The organism is Escherichia sp. B1147 (assembly GCF_001660175.1).
GTDB classification, from domain to species: Bacteria; Pseudomonadota; Gammaproteobacteria; order Enterobacterales; family Enterobacteriaceae; genus Escherichia; species Escherichia whittamii.
Window position 1 is genome coordinate 68,096 of record NZ_LFHY01000010.1, and the last position, 18,374, is coordinate 86,469.

Annotated in this window: 12 protein-coding genes and 1 pseudogene; 6 read left to right on the top strand and 7 right to left on the bottom strand. The window is 49.8% G+C overall.

Features of this window, described 5'->3' with window-relative positions:
* Position 1 precedes the first annotated feature (1 nt).
* Positions 2-1,480: an FGGY-family carbohydrate kinase gene (locus A9180_RS09305; RefSeq protein WP_064528163.1), complete on the top strand. Its 1,479-nt coding sequence runs from the start codon at positions 2-4 to the stop codon at positions 1,478-1,480.
* Positions 1,481-1,779: 299 nt separating this feature from the next.
* Here the strand turns inward: A9180_RS09305 and queE are convergent, their stop codons facing one another.
* Positions 1,780-2,451, bottom strand: coding sequence for a 7-carboxy-7-deazaguanine synthase QueE (gene queE / locus A9180_RS09310; RefSeq protein ID WP_064528168.1), 672 nt, complete (start codon positions 2,449-2,451; stop codon positions 1,780-1,782).
* A gap of 172 nt (positions 2,452-2,623) precedes the next feature.
* Here queE and A9180_RS09315 point away from each other — a divergent pair, with 172 nt between their 5' ends.
* From A9180_RS09315 to A9180_RS09330, 4 genes and pseudogenes are all read left to right on the top strand, one after another.
* Positions 2,624-3,226 carry a LemA family protein gene (locus A9180_RS09315; RefSeq protein WP_064528171.1) on the top strand — a complete coding sequence of 201 codons (603 nt, stop codon included), beginning with the start codon at positions 2,624-2,626 and terminating at the stop codon, positions 3,224-3,226.
* 13 nt (positions 3,227-3,239) lie between these two features.
* Positions 3,240-3,911 (top strand): annotated as a pseudogene (locus A9180_RS09320) (TPM domain-containing protein); the annotation flags it as partial.
* A gap of 236 nt (positions 3,912-4,147) precedes the next feature.
* Positions 4,148-5,296: a TPM domain-containing protein gene (locus tag A9180_RS09325; RefSeq protein WP_064528177.1), complete on the top strand. Its 1,149-nt coding sequence runs from the start codon at positions 4,148-4,150 to the stop codon at positions 5,294-5,296.
* Positions 5,293-6,195, top strand: coding sequence for a TPM domain-containing protein (locus A9180_RS09330; protein ID WP_123057964.1), 903 nt, complete (start codon positions 5,293-5,295; stop codon positions 6,193-6,195). The genes A9180_RS09325 and A9180_RS09330 overlap by 4 nt, the downstream gene beginning before the upstream one ends.
* 59 nt (positions 6,196-6,254) lie before the next feature.
* Here A9180_RS09330 and eno read toward each other — a convergent pair whose 3' ends face one another.
* The 5 genes from eno to rlmD all read right to left on the bottom strand — a co-directional run bounded on the left by eno (position 6,255) and on the right by rlmD (position 13,975).
* Positions 6,255-7,553: a phosphopyruvate hydratase gene (eno, locus tag A9180_RS09335; RefSeq protein ID WP_064528183.1), complete on the bottom strand. Its 1,299-nt coding sequence runs from the start codon at positions 7,551-7,553 to the stop codon at positions 6,255-6,257.
* Between the two features lie 87 nt (positions 7,554-7,640).
* Complete coding sequence (pyrG, locus tag A9180_RS09340) at positions 7,641-9,278, bottom strand: glutamine hydrolyzing CTP synthase (protein WP_064528186.1); 1,638 nt, start codon at positions 9,276-9,278, stop codon at positions 7,641-7,643.
* A 227-nt stretch (positions 9,279-9,505) separates the two neighbouring features.
* Positions 9,506-10,297: a nucleoside triphosphate pyrophosphohydrolase gene (gene mazG / locus A9180_RS09345; RefSeq protein WP_001071626.1), complete on the bottom strand. Its 792-nt coding sequence runs from the start codon at positions 10,295-10,297 to the stop codon at positions 9,506-9,508.
* Between the two features lie 94 nt (positions 10,298-10,391).
* Positions 10,392-12,626, bottom strand: coding sequence for a GTP diphosphokinase (relA, locus tag A9180_RS09350; RefSeq protein ID WP_064528189.1), 2,235 nt, complete (start codon positions 12,624-12,626; stop codon positions 10,392-10,394).
* A gap of 47 nt (positions 12,627-12,673) precedes the next feature.
* Positions 12,674-13,975, bottom strand: coding sequence for a 23S rRNA (uracil(1939)-C(5))-methyltransferase RlmD (rlmD, locus tag A9180_RS09355; protein ID WP_064528192.1), 1,302 nt, complete (start codon positions 13,973-13,975; stop codon positions 12,674-12,676).
* A 56-nt stretch (positions 13,976-14,031) separates the two neighbouring features.
* On the opposite strand from rlmD, the gene barA reads away from it, so the two are divergent.
* Positions 14,032-16,788 carry a two-component sensor histidine kinase BarA gene (barA, locus tag A9180_RS09360; protein WP_064528194.1) on the top strand — a complete coding sequence of 919 codons (2,757 nt, stop codon included), beginning with the start codon at positions 14,032-14,034 and terminating at the stop codon, positions 16,786-16,788.
* Between the two features lie 233 nt (positions 16,789-17,021).
* On the opposite strand, the gene gudD is transcribed toward barA, so the two are convergent.
* Positions 17,022-18,362 (bottom strand): glucarate dehydratase, encoded by a 1,341-nt coding sequence (gene gudD / locus A9180_RS09365; protein ID WP_064528197.1) that lies wholly within the window; start codon positions 18,360-18,362, stop codon positions 17,022-17,024.
* Between the last annotated feature and the right edge of the window lie 12 nt (positions 18,363-18,374).

The window sequence follows — 18,374 nt, forward strand, 5'->3', positions numbered from 1 at the left end:
CATGTCGAAAAAATACATCATAGGGATTGATGGCGGAAGTCAGAGCACAAAAGTGGTGATGTACGATCTGGAAGGTAACGTGGTTTGCGAAGGCAAAGGCTTATTACAACCGATGCACACGCCAGATGCCGATACCGCAGAGCATCCTGACGACGATTTGTGGGCATCATTATGTTTTGCCGGTCACGATTTAATGAGCCAGTTTGCCGGGAATAAAGAAGATATTGTCGGCATCGGACTGGGATCAATCCGTTGCTGCCGCGCGTTATTGAAAGCCGATGGCACGCCTGCCGCACCGTTGATTAGCTGGCAGGATGCTCGTGTCACCCGCCCTTACGAACATACTAATCCTGACGTGGCGTATGTCACCTCTTTTTCAGGTTACCTGACGCATCGCTTAACGGGCGAATTTAAGGACAATATCGCTAACTATTTTGGCCAGTGGCCGGTGGATTATAAGACCTGGGCATGGAGTGAAGATGCTGCGGTAATGGAGAAGTTTAATATCCCCCGCCAGATGCTTTTTGATGTGCAAATGCCTGGCACCGTCCTTGGGCATATCACACCGCAAGCCGCGCTCGCGACGCATTTCCCGGCTGGACTGCCCGTAGTTTGTACCACCAGCGATAAACCAGTAGAAGCACTGGGAGCCGGGTTACTGGATGATGAAACGGCGGTGATTTCTCTTGGCACCTACATCGCGCTGATGATGAACGGTAAAGCACTGCCGAAAGATCCGCTGGCGTACTGGCCGATTATGTCTTCTATTCCGCAAACGTTGCTGTATGAAGGTTATGGTATCCGCAAAGGCATGTGGACAGTGAGTTGGCTGCGCGACATGTTGGGCGAGTCGTTAATTCAGGATGCCAAAGCCCAGGATCTTTCACCGGAAGATTTACTCAACAACAAGGCATCTTACGTGCCACCAGGTTGTAATGGGCTGATGACGGTGCTGGACTGGCTGACCAATCCGTGGGAACCGTATAAACGCGGGATTATGATCGGTTTTGATTCCAGCATGGATTACGCATGGATTTATCGTTCGATTCTGGAAAGCGTGGCGCTGACGCTGAAGAACAACTACGACAATATGTGTCATGAAATGAATCACTTTGCGAAGCATGTGATCATTACTGGCGGCGGTTCGAACAGCGATCTGTTTATGCAAATTTTTGCCGATGTGTTCAACCTTCCTGCACGACGTAATGCTATTAACGGCTGTGCAAGCCTGGGAGCAGCGATCAACACGGCTGTAGGGCTTGGTCTGTATCCGGATTACGCAACGGCTGTCGACAAAATGGTTCGCGTGAAAGATATCTTTATGCCGATTGAGAGCAATGCCAAACGCTACGATGCGATGAATAAAGGCATTTTCAAAGAGTTAACCAAACACACTGATGTGATCCTGAAAAAATCGTATGAAGTGATGCATGGTGAGCTGGGGAAAACGGACGCTATTCAAAGCTGGTCGAATGCATAAGTGGAGAGAACGGGCGGGAAACTGCCCTGAACATACCTGAATGGTTATCCCCGCTGACGCGGGGAACTCTCTAAACATAATCTATTATTAATTAATGATTTTTTAAGCCAGTCACAATCAACCAAACTCCAACGTAATAATTTTCACTCCTACGAAAATTAACGCCACAGAATTTGTAGAGAATGACAATGATTAGTCCAGGATGGGCAAAATGGATGAGTTTTTAGAGGTGACAAACAATATAAATGAGTGGAGTTCTTTACAGGTTCCACCCATTTATAACGCTTATAAATGTTTAATCAGGCAATATTTAAATATTTATGCGTTTGCATAGACAAACGCCAGTTGCGCGCAATGCAGGTATCGATACATAAACGCGTAGCATCTTCCTTCTGGCTAATTGGCTGAAGTGCAATGACTCGCGGTTTATCATCGGTCAGCGTCGCCAGCAATTCATCCAGTGCTTCGATATCACGTACGCGTCCAACGGGGTGTTTGATTTCGTTAGCTCGCTCCAGTGCTTGCGATAACACCTCATAGCCGCCACGCATGTTCAGCTTTGGCGACACGGTGACCCAGGTATTCGGCGTACAACGCACTTCATGAGTACCGCTGGTTTCTATCTGGCAACTAAAACCGTTCTTTTCGAGCAGGTCTGTCAGTGGCAGCAAATCATGAATACAAGGTTCACCCCCCGTAATCACCACGTGACGCGCGGTGTATCCCTGACGACCAATGACTGCGAGCAAGTCTTCACTGCTTGCTGCTCCCCACTTATCACTCTCTTTCGTTTTACCCAGAATGCTGAAAAGTGAGACTTCCCGATCCTCAAGCTTTTCCCATGTGTGTTTGGTGTCGCACCAGGCACAGCCGACCGGGCATCCCTGTAAACGAATAAAAATAGCGGGGACGCCGGTAAAGTAACCCTCACCTTGCAGGGTCTGGAACATCTCGTTAATCGGGTACTGCATAGCATTCTCTGTAAAGTGGATAATTGTTAATTATTGCAGATCTCGCCGCAATATTCATGCTTTATTAACATTCTGTTACAGGCAGGTTTAACGTAAAAAGTGGCTCAGATCATTAAGAATAAAGTGAAACGGCGTATTATGTTTTAAAGGATTAAATAAAAGGAATTTAAACATGTTTAGAATATTCATCGTATTTATATTTATTTTCAATTTATCAGGTTGCGGTTATAACGATATTCAAACCTATGATGAACAGGTCAATGCCTCCTGGTCAGAAGTATTGAATCAGTATCAACGCCGTGCCGATCTTATTCCTAATCTTGTCGCCAGCATTAAAGGTTATTCCAGCCATGAAAAAGAGGTGCTGGAGGCCGTTACGTTAGCTCGTAGTCAGGCTAATCGTGCCAGCAGCGATCTTCAACAAACGCCAGAAGATGAGCAAAAATTACAAGCCTGGCAACAAGCTCAGGCCCAGGTGACTCGCACTCTCGGGCAGTTAACGATTATTAGTGAGCGTTATCCAGAATTAAAGGCCCAGGAACTCTATCAAAATTTAATGGTACAACTCGAAGGAAGCGAAAATAGAATTGCTGTCGCGCGAGGAAGATATATTAAAGCCATTGAACAATATAATGTCACCATCCGCAAATTTCCCGCTGTATTAACGGCAAAGGTCATGGATTACACACCAAAGAAAAATTATTTGCCGGATGATGTCGCCGCAGTAAGTAAAGCCCCGACAATAGATTTTAGCCAGAATACTAATACTCATTAAGCAGAGAAGTCATATGCGATATTTTATCTTTCTTATGGCTTTCTTCTGTTCATCTGCGTTTGCCACGCAAATTCCAGTACCTGAAATACCCAAGTATGTGAATGACTTAACTGGCACATTGACGAACAACGAAGCAAACACCCTGACCAACCAGATTAAAGCCCTTACGCAAAAAAGCCAGGCGCAACTGGTCGTGTTAGTGGTTGAAACAACAGGTGATGAAACCATTGAACAGTACGCAACGCGGGTATTCGATAGCTGGAAACCGGGTGATAAAGACCGCGATGATGGCGTACTGCTGTTAGTCGCCTGGCAGGATCATACCGTGCGTATTGAAATCGGTTACGGGCTGGAAGGCGTTATTACAGATGCGCAGTCCGGGAAAATTATTCGCAACAGTATTATTCCGGCATTTAAAAATGGCGACCTGGCTGGCGGCTTGCAAAAGGGGATCAGCGATATTGAAAGTCGTCTGACGGGGAATGATTTAGCAACGATAACACCGACCGATCACCCTTTGCCCTTTAGCGGTTGGTGGGCTTTGTTGGCCTGGGCGATAGTACTGACCTTTATTTCCGCCAGGGGATATATCAAAACGCTGGGATTGATTTGCTTCGCAGCTGTTGTACTAGCCTTTGTTTTACCTATTGCCGGTTTCAGCGGAAGCTGGGGAGTGCTCGCAACATTACTCTGCTTCGCCACACCATTTCTGGTTGTCGCCATCGCCTTTACCCCTTTCGGCAGAAAAGTGCGTGATTCAATGCGTAATGCCAACCAGCCATCACGTCATACCAGAAGCAATTCTAACTACAGAGATTCGTCGTCATCATCCTCTTCTTTCGACAATGACAATTTCAGCGGTGGCGGCGGTTCATCTGGTGGCGGTGGCGCTTCCGGGCGCTGGTAACGAAAGGAATTGCTATGCGTATTTTTATCCTGATTCTGGCGCTATTCGGTTTTCCTGTATTCGCTGAACAAGTGCCATATGTAACGGACTTGACCGGGACGTTAACGCCAGAGGAACAAACTGCTTTAACTCAACAATTACAGACTCTTGAGCAGCAAAACCACTTCCAGGTAGCAGTGTTGGTTGTGCCGACCACAGGGGGCAAAAACATTAAACTTGCAGCCTCGCAGAGCTACGGGGTATATCACTGGAAACCCGCTGGAGAGAAGCGGTACGGCGAAGGTATCCTAATTCTCGTCGTTTGGCCGGAAGGGCAGTCGTCAATGAAGATTGGACATGGACTGGAAGAAATGTTGCCACCGGAACAAGCTTCGCAAATTGTTCGTTACCGTATGCAATCAGGGTTTGAAAAAAACAATCTCTTTGCTGGATTAACGGGCGGAATTGAAAGCATCGCACAGTTTACCCATATCAAAGCGAACCTTAGCCCTTTGGATGCTTTAGCCAATCATCTGTTTGCTAATCCGCAACGTTCGCTGCCATGTCTTGCCTGGACACTGCTGATGATCGTTGCCATCGTTGTCCTCTGGCGATTTGCCAGCCGCCCAGGGCGTGGCATATGGATGATATCGATGATTACCCCTATGGTCTGGTTTTTCTCCTTTCAGGACGATGTCATCATTCGGCGGGTATCGGTCGTTTGTTTTAGTTTATTGTTAGCAGCAACCTGCAAGCAGCGTCTCGCGGTAGTTTTTAATATGTGCCGCGTATTTCCTATGATGCTGGCCCCAAAAAATAAAAACGCTAAAGTGAAAAAACAAAAGAAGACTCCGCAGGTTCGTGAATCAGGACGAAATTCATTGTTTGTCGTGATGCTGATAATTATTGTGGGATGGTGCCTGGTGTTCGCCAGTAATAAAGATATTGCATTCATCTCAACAATTATTGGGCTAATTGATCATTTTATCGGCCCAATAACCATTGCTGGCATCGTTCTGCTGATCATTGTGGCCAAATTTACTGGCAATCTTAAACTGGGGGCAGGAGAAAAAAGCAACAGGAAAACGGGGAATCGTAATGCTCATTCTCGCTCTTCGTCGAGAAATTCTTTCCGCGGTGGTGGTGGTTCTTCAGGAGGCGGCGGTTCATCCGGCCGTTGGTGATCGTAATGCGCTTAATCTTTATTCTACTTGCTTTGTGGAGCCTTCCCGGGCTTGCCCAGCAAATTGCTGTGCCGGAGCTGCGCCAACAGGTGACCGATATTACTGGTACGTTAAGCACGTCTGAACAGCAATCGCTAACACAGCAGCTGCAGGATATTACACAGAAAACACGGGCGCAGGTCGCTGTATTAATAGTGCCATCCACCGAAGATGATACCATTGAACAGTATGCAACGCGCGTTTTTGATAGCTGGAAGTTGGGCGATGCACAGCGTAACGATGGTATTTTACTCCTGGTCGCCTGGGAAGATCATACTGTTCGTATTGAAGTGGGCTACGGGCTGGAGGGCGTTGTTACTGACCTACAAGCTGCGAAGATTATCAGTGATATATTGATCCCCGCGTTCAAAAACAATGATCTTATGGGAGGGTTAACACTGGCCAGCGAAAATATCGGCGCGCTTCTGTCGAACGGAGAATTACCGGAAGGCAGGGGAAATCATTACAGTATCAAAACACCAATTCCATTATCGGTCGCTGTAATTATTTTACTGGCTGTACTTTCGTATTTTATTATTTTTACCGAACCATCAAATTTACCGTGGATTGCACTCACCGGCGCAATTTATGGGATGGTATTCCTCTATGTTGCAGAGCCAGGGCCATGGACATTTTTAATCGTTGCCTGCGGTATGTTAACGCCTTTTGCGATCGTACCACTGCTTATCTTCTGGCTTCTGGTGAATAAAAAGTTACGCGCCAAATACAAGAAACTCGGTAAAGAAAGAGCTTCAAGAAAAGGTTCTTCTTCATCCTCTTCCGGTGGAGGCTCAAGTGGCGGCGGATTTAGCGGCGGTGGCGGTTCTTCTGGCGGGGGCGGCGCGTCCGGTCGCTGGTAGCTCAACCATAAAAAATGCCAGCCCGAAGGCTGGCATTTTTAAATCAGATAAAGTCAGACTTATGCCTGGCCTTTGATCTCTTTACGACCGTTGTACGGAGCTTTTTCGCCCAGAGCTTCTTCGATACGAATCAGCTGGTTGTATTTAGCAACGCGGTCAGAACGGCTCATAGAACCAGTTTTGATCTGGCCTGCAGCAGTACCAACAGCCAGGTCAGCGATGGTAGCGTCTTCAGTTTCGCCAGAACGGTGAGAGATTACTGCAGTGTAGCCAGCGTCTTTCGCCATCTTGATTGCAGCCAGAGTTTCGGTCAGAGAACCGATCTGGTTGAATTTGATCAGGATGGAGTTAGCGATACCTTTTTCGATACCTTCTTTCAGGATCTTGGTGTTGGTTACGAACAGGTCGTCACCAACCAGCTGGATTTTGTCGCCCAGTACTTTGGTCTGGTATGCGAAACCGTCCCAGTCAGACTCGTCCAGACCGTCTTCGATAGAAACGATCGGGTACTGTTTGGTCAGTTCTTCCAGGAAGTGAGTGAATTCTTCAGAGGTGAAAGCTTTGTTGCCTTCGCCAGCCAGAACGTATTTACCGTCTTTGTAGAATTCAGAAGCTGCGCAGTCCATCGCCAGAGTGATGTCTTTGCCCAGTTCATAGCCAGCAGCTTTAACAGCTTCAGCGATAACAGCCAGAGCTTCAGCGTTGGAACCCAGGTTCGGCGCATAGCCACCTTCGTCACCAACAGCAGTGTTCATGCCTTTCGCTTTCAGAACTTTAGCCAGGTGATGGAAAACTTCAGAACCCATGCGGATGGCTTCTTTTACAGTTTTCGCGCCAACCGGCTGAATCATGAATTCCTGGATATCAACGTTGTTGTCAGCGTGCTCACCACCGTTGATGATGTTCATCATCGGAACCGGCATGGAGTATTTGCCCGGAGTACCGTTCAGTTCAGCGATGTGCTCGTACAGCGGCATACCTTTAGCAGCTGCGGCAGCTTTGGCGTTAGCCAGAGATACAGCCAGGATTGCGTTCGCGCCGAAGTTAGATTTATTTTCGGTGCCGTCCAGGTCGATCATGATCTTGTCAATGCCAGCCTGATCTTTGGCATCTTTGCCAATCAGTGCCTGAGCGATCGGGCCGTTAACCGCAGCAACAGCTTTGGTTACGCCTTTGCCCAGGAAACGGGATTTGTCACCATCGCGCAGTTCCAGTGCTTCACGGGAACCAGTAGAAGCACCTGACGGAGCAGCTGCCATACCGACGAAACCGCCCTCCAGATGTACTTCGGCTTCAACAGTCGGGTTACCACGGGAGTCGATGATTTCACGACCGATGATTTTTACGATTTTGGACATTAGGTTTTCCTCAAGTCACTAGTTAAACTGAAACTCCAGACAAACAACGCGTACCCAGGGTACGCGTTGCCGTTCTAACTTTTTTACTTACTTCGCCTGACGTTTCTGGAACTCGCTGGCGGCTTTTACAAAGCCAGCAAACAGCGGGTGGCCATCACGTGGAGTAGAAGTAAACTCCGGATGGAACTGACAAGCCACGAACCACGGGTGATTCGGAACTTCGATGATCTCGACCAACTGATCATCCCCGGAACGGCCCGCAACGCGCAGACCTGCATCTTCAATCTGTTTCAGCAGCATGTTGTTGACTTCGTAGCGGTGACGATGACGCTCAACAATTGTCGGCGCATTGTACAGCTGGCGAACCAGGCTATCGTCAACCAACTGGCACTGCTGCGCGCCAAGACGCATAGTGCCACCGAGATCGCTCTTCTCGCTACGAACTTCAACGTTGCCGTTTTCATCGCGCCACTCGGTAATCAGCGCCACAACCGGGTACTTACAGTCTGGCACAAATTCCGTAGAGTTGGCGTTCTCCATATTGGCAACATGGCGAGCGTAATCAATTAACGCCACCTGCATACCCAGGCAAATGCCCAGATAAGGAATATTGTTCTCACGCGCAAAGCGCGCGGTAGTAATCATGCCTTCTACGCCACGATAGCCGAATCCGCCAGGTACGAGGATCGCGTCCAGACCTTTGAGGATTTCAACACCACGCGTTTCAACATCTTGTGAGTCGATCAGTTTGATGTTGACGCTGACACGATTTTTCAGCCCGCCGTGTTTCAGTGCTTCAATCACTGATTTATAAGCGTCCGGCAGTTCAATGTACTTGCCGACCATACCGATAGTGACTTCACTCACCGGATTCGCTTCTTCAAAGATAACCTGTTCCCATTCAGACAGATTCGCTTCCGGGCAGTTCAAGCTGAATCGTTTACAAATATAATCGTCCAGCCCCTGAGATTTCAACAGGCCCGGAATTTTATAGATGGAATCGACGTCTTTCAGAGAAATAACCGCTTTTTCCGGAACATTACAGAACAATGCAATCTTCGCACGTTCGTTCGCCGGAACGGCGCGGTCAGAGCGGCAAATCAGGATGTCAGGCTGAATACCGATGGAGAGCAGCTCTTTTACAGAGTGCTGAGTCGGTTTAGTTTTGACTTCACCAGATGCTGCCATATACGGCACCAGCGTCAGGTGCATAAACAGTGTGTGTTCGCGGCCAATTTCAACAGCCAGCTGGCGAATCGCTTCGAGGAACGGCAGGGATTCAATGTCACCTACAGTACCGCCGATTTCGACCAGAACCACGTCGTGGCCTTCGCCACCCGCAAGAACGCGTTCTTTGATAGCGTTAGTGATGTGCGGAATAACCTGTACGGTTGCGCCAAGATAGTCGCCACGGCGTTCTTTACGCAGAACGTCAGAATAGATACGGCCTGTGGTGAAGTTGTTGCGGCGGCTCATTTTGGTACGAATGAAACGCTCGTAGTGCCCCAGGTCCAGGTCGGTTTCAGCGCCGTCTTCAGTAACGAACACTTCCCCGTGTTGGATTGGGCTCATAGTACCTGGATCGACGTTGATGTACGGATCCAGTTTCATGATGGTCACATTGAGGCCACGGGCTTCAAGAATGGCTGCGAGGGAGGCTGCGGCAATGCCTTTACCCAGAGAGGATACGACCCCGCCGGTCACAAAAATATAGTTCGTTGTCATGCTGAACCTGAGAAGTTAGGTTGAAAAGACGATGGAATAACCAGGACGGGAAAGCAGTATACCCGAACATGACCTGTGCCACAAACTTTCATTATCCCTCCTCTTCGCCAGCGCACAATTGAAATCAGGAGTGAGAAAATAGCCCCTTTGGGGTAAATGTTTTTGACGCAAATCAAGCGCTTGTCATTTAAAAAATGACACAAAAGGCGCTTGACCGCGTAAATTCCTTAGAGATCAATTTCCTGTCGTTTTACCTGCTGCCAGACTTCTTCCATTGTTTCGAGATCAACGCCTGTCATTTCCAGGCCTCGCGCGGCAACAATCCTTTCCACTTCGCGAAAACGACGCTCGAATTTTTCGTTCGCTTTTTGCAATGCGATTTCTGCTTTCGTCCCTAAATGGCGAGCCAGATTAACCGTTGCAAACAGCAGATCGCCCATTTCCTCCTCCAGTTTAGCCTGGTCGACAACAGCCTGCCGCGCCTCGTACATCACCTCGTCGATCTCTTCGTAGACTTTATCGACCACCGGGCCAAGTGTCGTCCAGTCGAAGCCAACGTTGGCGCAACGTTTCTGGATTTTTTGTGCACGCATTAAGGCTGGTAAACTGCGAGGAATGTCGTCCAGTGCCGAATGCTGCGCTTTCTGTGCGCGTTCTTCGGTTTTAATCTGCTCCCAACGGGCGAGAACTTCACTGCTATTATCGGCAGAACTGTCAGCAAAAACATGCGGATGGCGGCGTTCTAGCTTATCGCTAATCGCGGCGCAGATATCATTAAAATCAAAGCGCCCTTCTTCCTGGGCCATTTGCGCGTAAAACACCACCTGGAACAGCAGATCGCCGAGCTCACCGCGCAGATCGTCAAAATCTTCGCGTGCGATGGCATCCAGCACTTCGTAGGTTTCTTCAAGGGTATAAGGTGCAATAGAGGCGAATGTCTGCTCTTTATCCCACGGGCAGCCGTTTTCCGGATCGCGCAGGCGCTGCATAATAGTGAGCAAACGGTCGATTTGATTCATTGGAATGTCCTGAAAATTGCGGGTCTGTCAGGTGTAACACCCTCGAGCAAAGATATCGCCGGATGCGGCTGACGCCGTATCCGGCTACGTAAGATTAATTCCCGTGCAGTCGACGCGCGTCGATAACATCCGGCACCTGATTGAGTTTACCCAGCACGCGTCCCAGCACCTGCAGGTTATAAATCTCAATGGTCATGTCGATAGTTGCCAATTGCTGTTTGGTATCGCTACGGCTGGCAACGCCAAGCACGTTCACCTTCTCATTGGCGAGAATTGTAGTGATATCACGCAACAACCCACTACGATCATTCGCCAACACGCGAACCACCAGCGAATATCCGGCGGAGTAGCTCTCGCCCCATACGGCGTCAACAATGCGTTCTGGCGCATGGGAGCGCAGTTCCACCAGTTGTTCACAATCGGCGCGGTGCACAGAAATACCGCGTCCCTGGGTAATGAAGCCAACAATCTCATCACCCGGAATCGGCTGGCAGCAGCGCGCGATGTGGTGCATCAAGTTGCCGACGCCTTCAACCACTACGCGACCGTTATCTTTACTGCGGTTTTGCGGCGTGTAACTTTTTTGCTGAAGCTGCTTCAGCGCGGCAGCATCCTGCTCTTCCGCGCTCGGCTTATTAAATTGCGATTGCAGGAAATTCACCATCTGATTGAGCCGGATATCCCCGCCCCCAATCGCCGCCAGCAACTCGTCGACATCATTGAAGTTGTAACGCGGCAGCAGGTGTTTTTCTGCTTCCTTCAGGCTGATCCCCAGATGTTCCAGTTCGTCGTCAAGGATTTGTCGTCCAGCCAGAATGTTTTTGTCACGATCCTGTTTACGGAACCAGGCGTGAATTTTCGAACGCCCACGGCTGGTTGTGACATAGCCCAGGTTTGGGTTTAACCAGTCACGGCTGGGGTTGGGCTGTTTCTGGGTGATAATTTCAATCTGGTCACCCATCTGCAACTGGTAAGTGAACGGCACGATACGCCCGCCAATCTTGGCGCCAATGCAGCGGTGCCCGACATCGCTGTGGATGTGATAAGCGAAATCCAGCGGCGTTGATCCCGCTGGCAAATCAACGACATCACCTTTCGGCGTAAAGACGTACACCCGGTCGTCAAAGACCTGGCTGCGGACTTCGTCGAGCATTTCGCCGGAGTCGGCCATCTCTTCCTGCCACGCAATCAGTTTACGCAGCCAGGCAATCCGGTCTTCGTGTCCCGAACGCGCCCCGCCAGCAGCCGCACCTTCTTTGTATTTCCAGTGCGCAGCAACGCCCAGCTCTGCATCTTCATGCATCTGTTTGGTGCGGATTTGGATCTCAACGGTTTTGCCACCCGGCCCCAGTACCACAGTATGAATAGACTGATAGCCGTTTGGTTTCGGGTTTGCGACGTAATCATCAAACTCATCCGGCAAGTGACGATAGTGAGTGTGCACTATCCCCAGCGCGGCGTAGCAGTCCTGTAAACGCTCGGCAACAATACGTACTGCGCGGACATCAAACAGTTCGTCAAAGGCGAGATTTTTTTTCTGCATTTTGCGCCAGATGCTGTAGATGTGTTTTGGGCGTCCATACACCTCAGCTTTAACGCCTTCAGCTTTCATCTCTGCACGCAGATGACCAACAAACTCTTCAATGTAGTGTTCACGATCGAGACGGCGCTCATGCAGCAGTTTGGCGATGCGCTTGTATTCGGTCGGGTGGAGATAACGGAAGCAGTAATCTTCCAGTTCCCATTTCAGTTGCCCAATCCCAAGACGGTTTGCCAGCGGCGCGTAGATATTGGTGCACTCTTTTGCTGCAAGTACGCGTTCATCTTCCGGCGCGTCTTTTACTTCGCGCAGATGGGCAATTCGCTCCGCCAGTTTGATGACCACGCAACGGAAATCATCGACCATCGCCAGCAACATCCGGCGAACATTATCGACCTGTTCGGAGGAAACAGAATCGGTGTGCGTAGCTTTAAGCTGGCGGATTGCCGCCATATCGCGCACACCGTGAATAAGATTAACGACCGACTTACCGACGCTCTCGCGCAGTACATCTTCGCTGACTACGTTGGCATCGGCCAGAGGGAACAGCAGCGCCGCTCGCAGCGTGTCTATGTCCATACTTAATGTCGAGAGGATCTCCACCATCTCGACACCACGCCACAACAGCAAACTGGCATCCGGATGCCCCTGCGTCTGCTGCAGACAATACGCCCAGGTTTCGGCTAAGCACTCACACGACTTCTGGCTGGCAATCCCCAGACTTGCGATCCATTTGTCCGGATCAAATTCACCAGCCTTATTGATATGTGCACTTCTTACCGCAACCATTGTCCTCTCCTTTAGGGACCTGACCTGCCGAAATCAGCAAATCGGAACTATTTAACGCGCGAAAAAAGCACCATCGACTCCAGATGCCCCGTGTGTGGGAACATATCCAGCATCGCCAGTCGCGCAATGGTATATCCTGCTTTTAATAACGCCTCGCTATCCCGAGCCAGCGTCGCAGGGTTACAGGATACATAAACTATACGAATGGGTTCCAGTTTTATAATTTGCTGCATGACGCCAGCAGCCCCTGCTCGCGCTGGATCCAGTAACACTTTGTCAAAGCCGTTTTTAGCCCACGGCTGCTTTGTGACATCATCTTCAAGATTTTCATGATAAAACGTCACATTTTGTAAACCATTAAGTCGCGCATTTTCCTGACCTTTTTCCACCAGCGCCGCAACACCTTCTACACCCACCACGTTAGCCGCTCGTGTCGCTAATGGCAGTGTAAAGTTACCCATGCCACAGAACAGATCCAGCACGCGATCGTCAGGTTGCACGTCCAGCCATTCCAACGCACGCGCTACCATTTTCTGGTTCACGCCAGCGTTGACCTGAATAAAATCACGCGGGCTAAAAGTTAAACGCAACCCGTTTGAATCATACCAGGGCATCTCGCCAGAGACGGTTTCGAGTATCTCACTATCAGGGGCGAGAAACAGATCCAGGCCTTCAGAATGCGAAAAGCGTTCCAGTTTTTCACGATCTGCCGAACTTAGCGGTGCGGTATGGCGTAAAATCATCAGCGTGCCGCTGGTTGCCTGCACCAGTTCAACGTGGCCAAGATGGCGCATGGCTTGTAAGCTGGTCAGGCATGCCCTGACCTTGGGCAGCAATGCTTCAAGTTGGGGCACTAAAATAGGGCATTGCTTAACATCGACAATGTCACTGGAACCCGCTTTGCGAAATCCCATCTGTAATTGTTGTGTTTTCGGCTGATAGTTCAGGCTTAAGCGCGCGCGACGGCGATAGCCCCAGGGAACATCGGCGATTACTTCAGAGACATCGTGCTTCATTAACCGGGCGAGTGCCGCACTTTTGCTTCGCTGCTGGAGTTCGATGCTGGCGTGTTGTTGCTGACAGCCACCGCATACGCCAAAATGAGGGCAGCGTGGCGTTTCGCGTTCAGGGCTATCGCTTAACCGGCGTACGACTTTAGCGCGAGCATACTGTTTTTTATCTTCAGTAACAGTCACTTCCGCGTTTTCCTGCGGCAATAATCCAGGAATAAATAACGCTTTGCCGTTATGTCGCGCCACGCCCTGACCAAAAGAGTCGAGGTCATTGACTGAAACGGTTATGATCTGACGCGTCGTCGTGCGTCGTTTTGCAGAGTAGAATTGCGCCATTGGCGAGACTTTCTCAATTTAACAGTGTGACCTTAATTGTCCCATAACGGAACTCCATGACCAACTACAGCCTGCGCGCACGCATGATGATTCTGATCCTGGCACCGACCGTCCTTATTGGTTTATTGCTGAGTATCTTTTTCGTCGTGCATCGCTATAACGACTTGCAGCGTCAACTGGAAGATGCCGGTGCCAGCATTATTGAGCCGCTTGCAGTTTCTACTGAATATGGCATGAGCCTGCAAAATCGCGAATCTATCGGTCAGTTGATAAGCGTTTTGCATCGTCGCCATTCTGATATTGTTCGCGCCATTTCAGTTTACGATGAGAATAACCGACTCTTTGTCACCTCCAATTTTCATCTCGACCCTTCATCAATGCAGCTCGGTAGTAACGTGCCATTTCCGCGCCAGCTCACTGTCACACGTGATGGCGATCTTATGATTTTGCGTACGCCGATTATCTCCGAAAGTTATTCTCCCGACGAATCGCCCATTAGCGATGCCAAAAATAGTCAGAATATGCTGGGGTATATTGCCCTTGAGCTGGACCTTAAATCGGTGCGCTTGCAGCAATATAAAGAGATTTTTATTTCCAGCGTGATGATGCTGTTTTGTATTGGTATTGCACTTATTTTTGGCTGGCGACTCATGCGCGATGTAACCGGCCCGATTCGCAACATGGTGAATACTGTCGACCGCATCCGCCGAGGGCAACTCGACAGTCGGGTGGAAGGTTTTATGCTCGGCGAGTTGGATATGCTGAAAAACGGCATCAACTCGATGGCAATGTCTCTGGCGGCTTATCACGAAGAGATGCAGCACAATATCGACCAGGCGACGTCGGATCTGCGTGAAACGCTGGAGCAGATGGAAATTCAGAACGTTGAGTTGGATCTGGCGAAAAAGCGCGCCCAGGAAGCGGCGCGTATTAAGTCCGAGTTTCTGGCGAATATGTCACATGAGCTGCGCACGCCGCTGAATGGGGTTATTGGCTTTACCCGCCTGACGCTGAAAACAGAACTGACGCCGACCCAACGGGATCACCTGAACACGATTGAACGCTCGGCAAATAACTTGCTGGCAATTATTAATGATGTTCTCGACTTCTCGAAACTGGAAGCAGGCAAGCTGATTCTGGAAAGTATTCCGTTCCCGCTGCGCAGCACGCTGGATGAAGTGGTGACGCTACTGGCACATTCTTCTCACGATAAAGGGCTGGAATTGACGCTCAATATAAAGAGCGACGTGCCAGATAACGTGATTGGTGACCCACTGCGTTTACAGCAAATCATCACTAACCTGGTGGGGAATGCGATTAAATTCACCGAGAATGGCAACATCGATATTCTGGTGGAAAAACGTGCGCTGAGTAATACCAAAGTTCAGATTGAAGTGCAGATCCGCGATACCGGTATTGGTATTCCTGAACGCGATCAATCGCGCCTGTTCCAGGCCTTCAGACAGGCAGATGCCAGTATTTCACGCCGTCATGGCGGCACCGGGCTGGGGCTGGTGATTACGCAAAAACTGGTTAATGAGATGGGCGGAGATATCTCGTTCCATAGCCAGCCGAATCGTGGTTCAACCTTCTGGTTCCATGTTAATCTCGATCTGAACCCGAATATTATTATTGAAGGACCATCCACCCAGTGCCTCGCTGGCAAACGCCTGGCTTATGTCGAACCGAACTCGGCTGCCGCGCAGTGCACGCTGGATATTTTAAGCGAAACACCGCTTGAGGTGGTCTACAGTCCAAGCTTCTCGGCACTTCCTCCCGCGCATTACGACATGATGTTGTTAGGGATTGCGGTGACTTTCCGCGAACCGCTAACGATGCAACATGAACGGTTGGCGAAAGCGGTGTCGATGACCGATTTTCTGATGCTCGCCCTTCCTTGCCATGCACAGGTTAATGCCGAAAAGCTCAAGCAAGATGGTATCGGCGCGTGTCTGCTGAAACCCTTAACGCCTACGCGCCTGTTGCCTGCACTGACGGAATTTTGCCATCAAAAGCAAAACACGCTTTTGCCTGTTACTGATGAAAGTAAGCTGGCAATGACGGTTATGGCTGTTGATGATAACCCAGCAAACCTGAAACTTATCGGCGCATTGCTGGAAGATATGGTGCAACATGTGGAGCTTTGCGATAGCGGGCATCAGGCGGTTGAACGAGCGAAACAGATGCCGTTCGATTTGATCTTAATGGATATTCAAATGCCGGATATGGACGGCATTCGGGCGTGTGAACTCATCCACCAGCTTCCGCACCAGCAACAAACGCCAGTCATCGCGGTGACTGCACATGCGATGGCTGGGCAAAAAGAGAAATTACTTGGCGCGGGGATGAGCGATTATCTGGCGAAACCGATAGAAGAAGAGCGATTGCATAATTTGCTGCTGCGCTACAAACCCGGCAGCGGCATTTCTTCCCGCGTTGTGACACCTGAAGTGAACGAAATTGTGGTGAACCAGAATGCGACTCTGGACTGGCAACTGGCGCTACGCCAGGCAGCTGGCAAAACCGATCTGGCGCGCGATATGCTGCAAATGTTGCTCGATTTCCTGCCAGAAGTTCGCAACAAAGTTGAGGAACAACTGGTTGGGGAAAATCCGGAAGGCCTGGTTGATTTGATTCATAAACTGCATGGCAGTTGCGGTTATAGCGGTGTGCCGCGTATGAAGAATCTCTGTCAACTGATCGAACAACAGCTACGAAGCGGTACTAAAGAAGAAGATTTGGAGCCGGAGCTTCTGGAACTGTTGGACGAGATGGATAATGTGGCGCGCGAAGCCAGCAAAATTCTCGGGTAATAAATATTCTACCGAGTAAAAACCGGCTTCTTATGAAGTCGGTTTCAGATTGGTGATAAAGTGCCTGTATTTATGCCGGATGCGGCGTTAACGCCTTACCCGGCCTACAAAACCATTCAAATTCAATGAATTAAAAAAGAATTTAGGCCAGATAAGCGTAGCGCATCAGGCAATTTTGCGTTTGTCATCAGTCTCAAACCAGCTCCTGGCAGAGCCGGTTTTTGTTTTCTGCCTTAACGCACCATGCACGGACGCTTGTTATCGAACGTCCAGCCAGGGATCAGGTACTGCATTCCTATCGCATCGTCACGCGCACCAAGCCCGTATTTCTGATACAACTCGTGCGCTTTCATCACCTGATCCATATCGATTTCTACGCCCAACCCCGGTTTTTCAGGCACCTGTACCAGACCGCCTTTAATCTCAAACGGTTCTTTGGTCAGGCGCTGATTTCCTTCCTGCCAAATCCAGTGCGTATCAATAGCAGTAATTTTACCCGGTGCAGCAGCGGCAACATGGGTAAACATCGCCAGAGAAATATCGAAGTGGTTGTTAGAGTGTGAACCCCAGGTCAGTCCAAATTCATGGCACATTTGCGCCACGCGCACTGAACCTTGCATCGTCCAGAAATGCGGGTCCGCCAGCGGAATATCGACTGATTGCAGAGAGAGAGTATGGCCCATCTGCCGCCAGTCGGTGGCGATCATGTTGGTTGCGGTCGGCAGACCTGTCGCGCGACGGAACTCTGCCATCACTTCACGTCCGGAGAAACCCTGCTCCGCACCGCACGGGTCTTCTGCATAAGCCAGCGAACCTTTCAGGTACTTACCAATTTTAATCGCTTCATTCAGCGACCAGGCACCGTTAGGATCGAGTGTAATACGCGCCTGTGGGAAGCGTTTCGCCAGCGCTACGATAGACTCAGCTTCCTCTTCACCAGCCAGTACCCCGCCCTTCAGTTTGAAATCGTTAAAGCCATATTTTTCATACGCCGCTTCAGCCAGGCGCACCACCGCTTCCGGCGTCATGGCTTCTTCGTGGCGCAGGCGATACCAGTCGCATTTGTCATCCGGCTGGCTTTGATACGGTAACGGTGTGGCTTTGCGATTACCGACAAAGAACAGATACCCCAGCATTTCCACTTCGCTACGCTGTTGACCATCGCCCAGCAGCGACGCCACGTTAACCCCAAGGTGTTGTCCAAGCAAATCCAGCATTGCCGCTTCGATCCCGGTTACCACGTGGATAGTGGTACGCAGGTCAAAAGTCTGTAAACCGCGCCCGCCAGCATCACGATCGGCAAAAGTGTTACGTACCAGCGTCAGAACGTTTTTGTATTCACCCAGCGTTTTCCCCACCACCAGCGGAATCGCATCTTCCAGCGTTTTACGAATTTTCTCGCCGCCGGGGATTTCTCCTACGCCGGTATGACCGGAGTTATCTTTAATAATCACAATGTTACGCGTGAAGAATGGTGCGTGTGCGCCACTCAGGTTCATCAGCATACTGTCGTGACCCGCCACCGGGATGATCTGCATTTCAGTAACAACAGGCGTCGTAAATTGAGAACTCATATTTATGTCCTT

What these genes read in the sequence shown, in the direction of transcription:
- rlmD (WP_064528192.1), bottom strand. Translation starts at nt 13,975, where the DNA reads ATGGCGCAATTCTACTCTGCAAAACGACGCACGACGACGCGTCAGATC.
- A9180_RS09325 (WP_064528177.1), top strand. Translation starts at nt 4,148, where the DNA reads ATGCGTATTTTTATCCTGATTCTGGCGCTATTCGGTTTTCCTGTATTC.
- relA (WP_064528189.1), bottom strand. Translation starts at nt 12,626, where the DNA reads ATGGTTGCGGTAAGAAGTGCACATATCAATAAGGCTGGTGAATTTGAT.
- queE (WP_064528168.1), bottom strand. Translation starts at nt 2,451, where the DNA reads ATGCAGTACCCGATTAACGAGATGTTCCAGACCCTGCAAGGTGAGGGT.
- A9180_RS09315 (WP_064528171.1), top strand. Translation starts at nt 2,624, where the DNA reads ATGTTTAGAATATTCATCGTATTTATATTTATTTTCAATTTATCAGGT.
- gudD (WP_064528197.1), bottom strand. Translation starts at nt 18,362, where the DNA reads ATGAGTTCTCAATTTACGACGCCTGTTGTTACTGAAATGCAGATCATC.
- mazG (WP_001071626.1), bottom strand. Translation starts at nt 10,297, where the DNA reads ATGAATCAAATCGACCGTTTGCTCACTATTATGCAGCGCCTGCGCGAT.
- barA (WP_064528194.1), top strand. Translation starts at nt 14,032, where the DNA reads ATGACCAACTACAGCCTGCGCGCACGCATGATGATTCTGATCCTGGCA.
- A9180_RS09305 (WP_064528163.1), top strand. Translation starts at nt 2, where the DNA reads ATGTCGAAAAAATACATCATAGGGATTGATGGCGGAAGTCAGAGCACA.
- pyrG (WP_064528186.1), bottom strand. Translation starts at nt 9,278, where the DNA reads ATGACAACGAACTATATTTTTGTGACCGGCGGGGTCGTATCCTCTCTG.
- eno (WP_064528183.1), bottom strand. Translation starts at nt 7,553, where the DNA reads ATGTCCAAAATCGTAAAAATCATCGGTCGTGAAATCATCGACTCCCGT.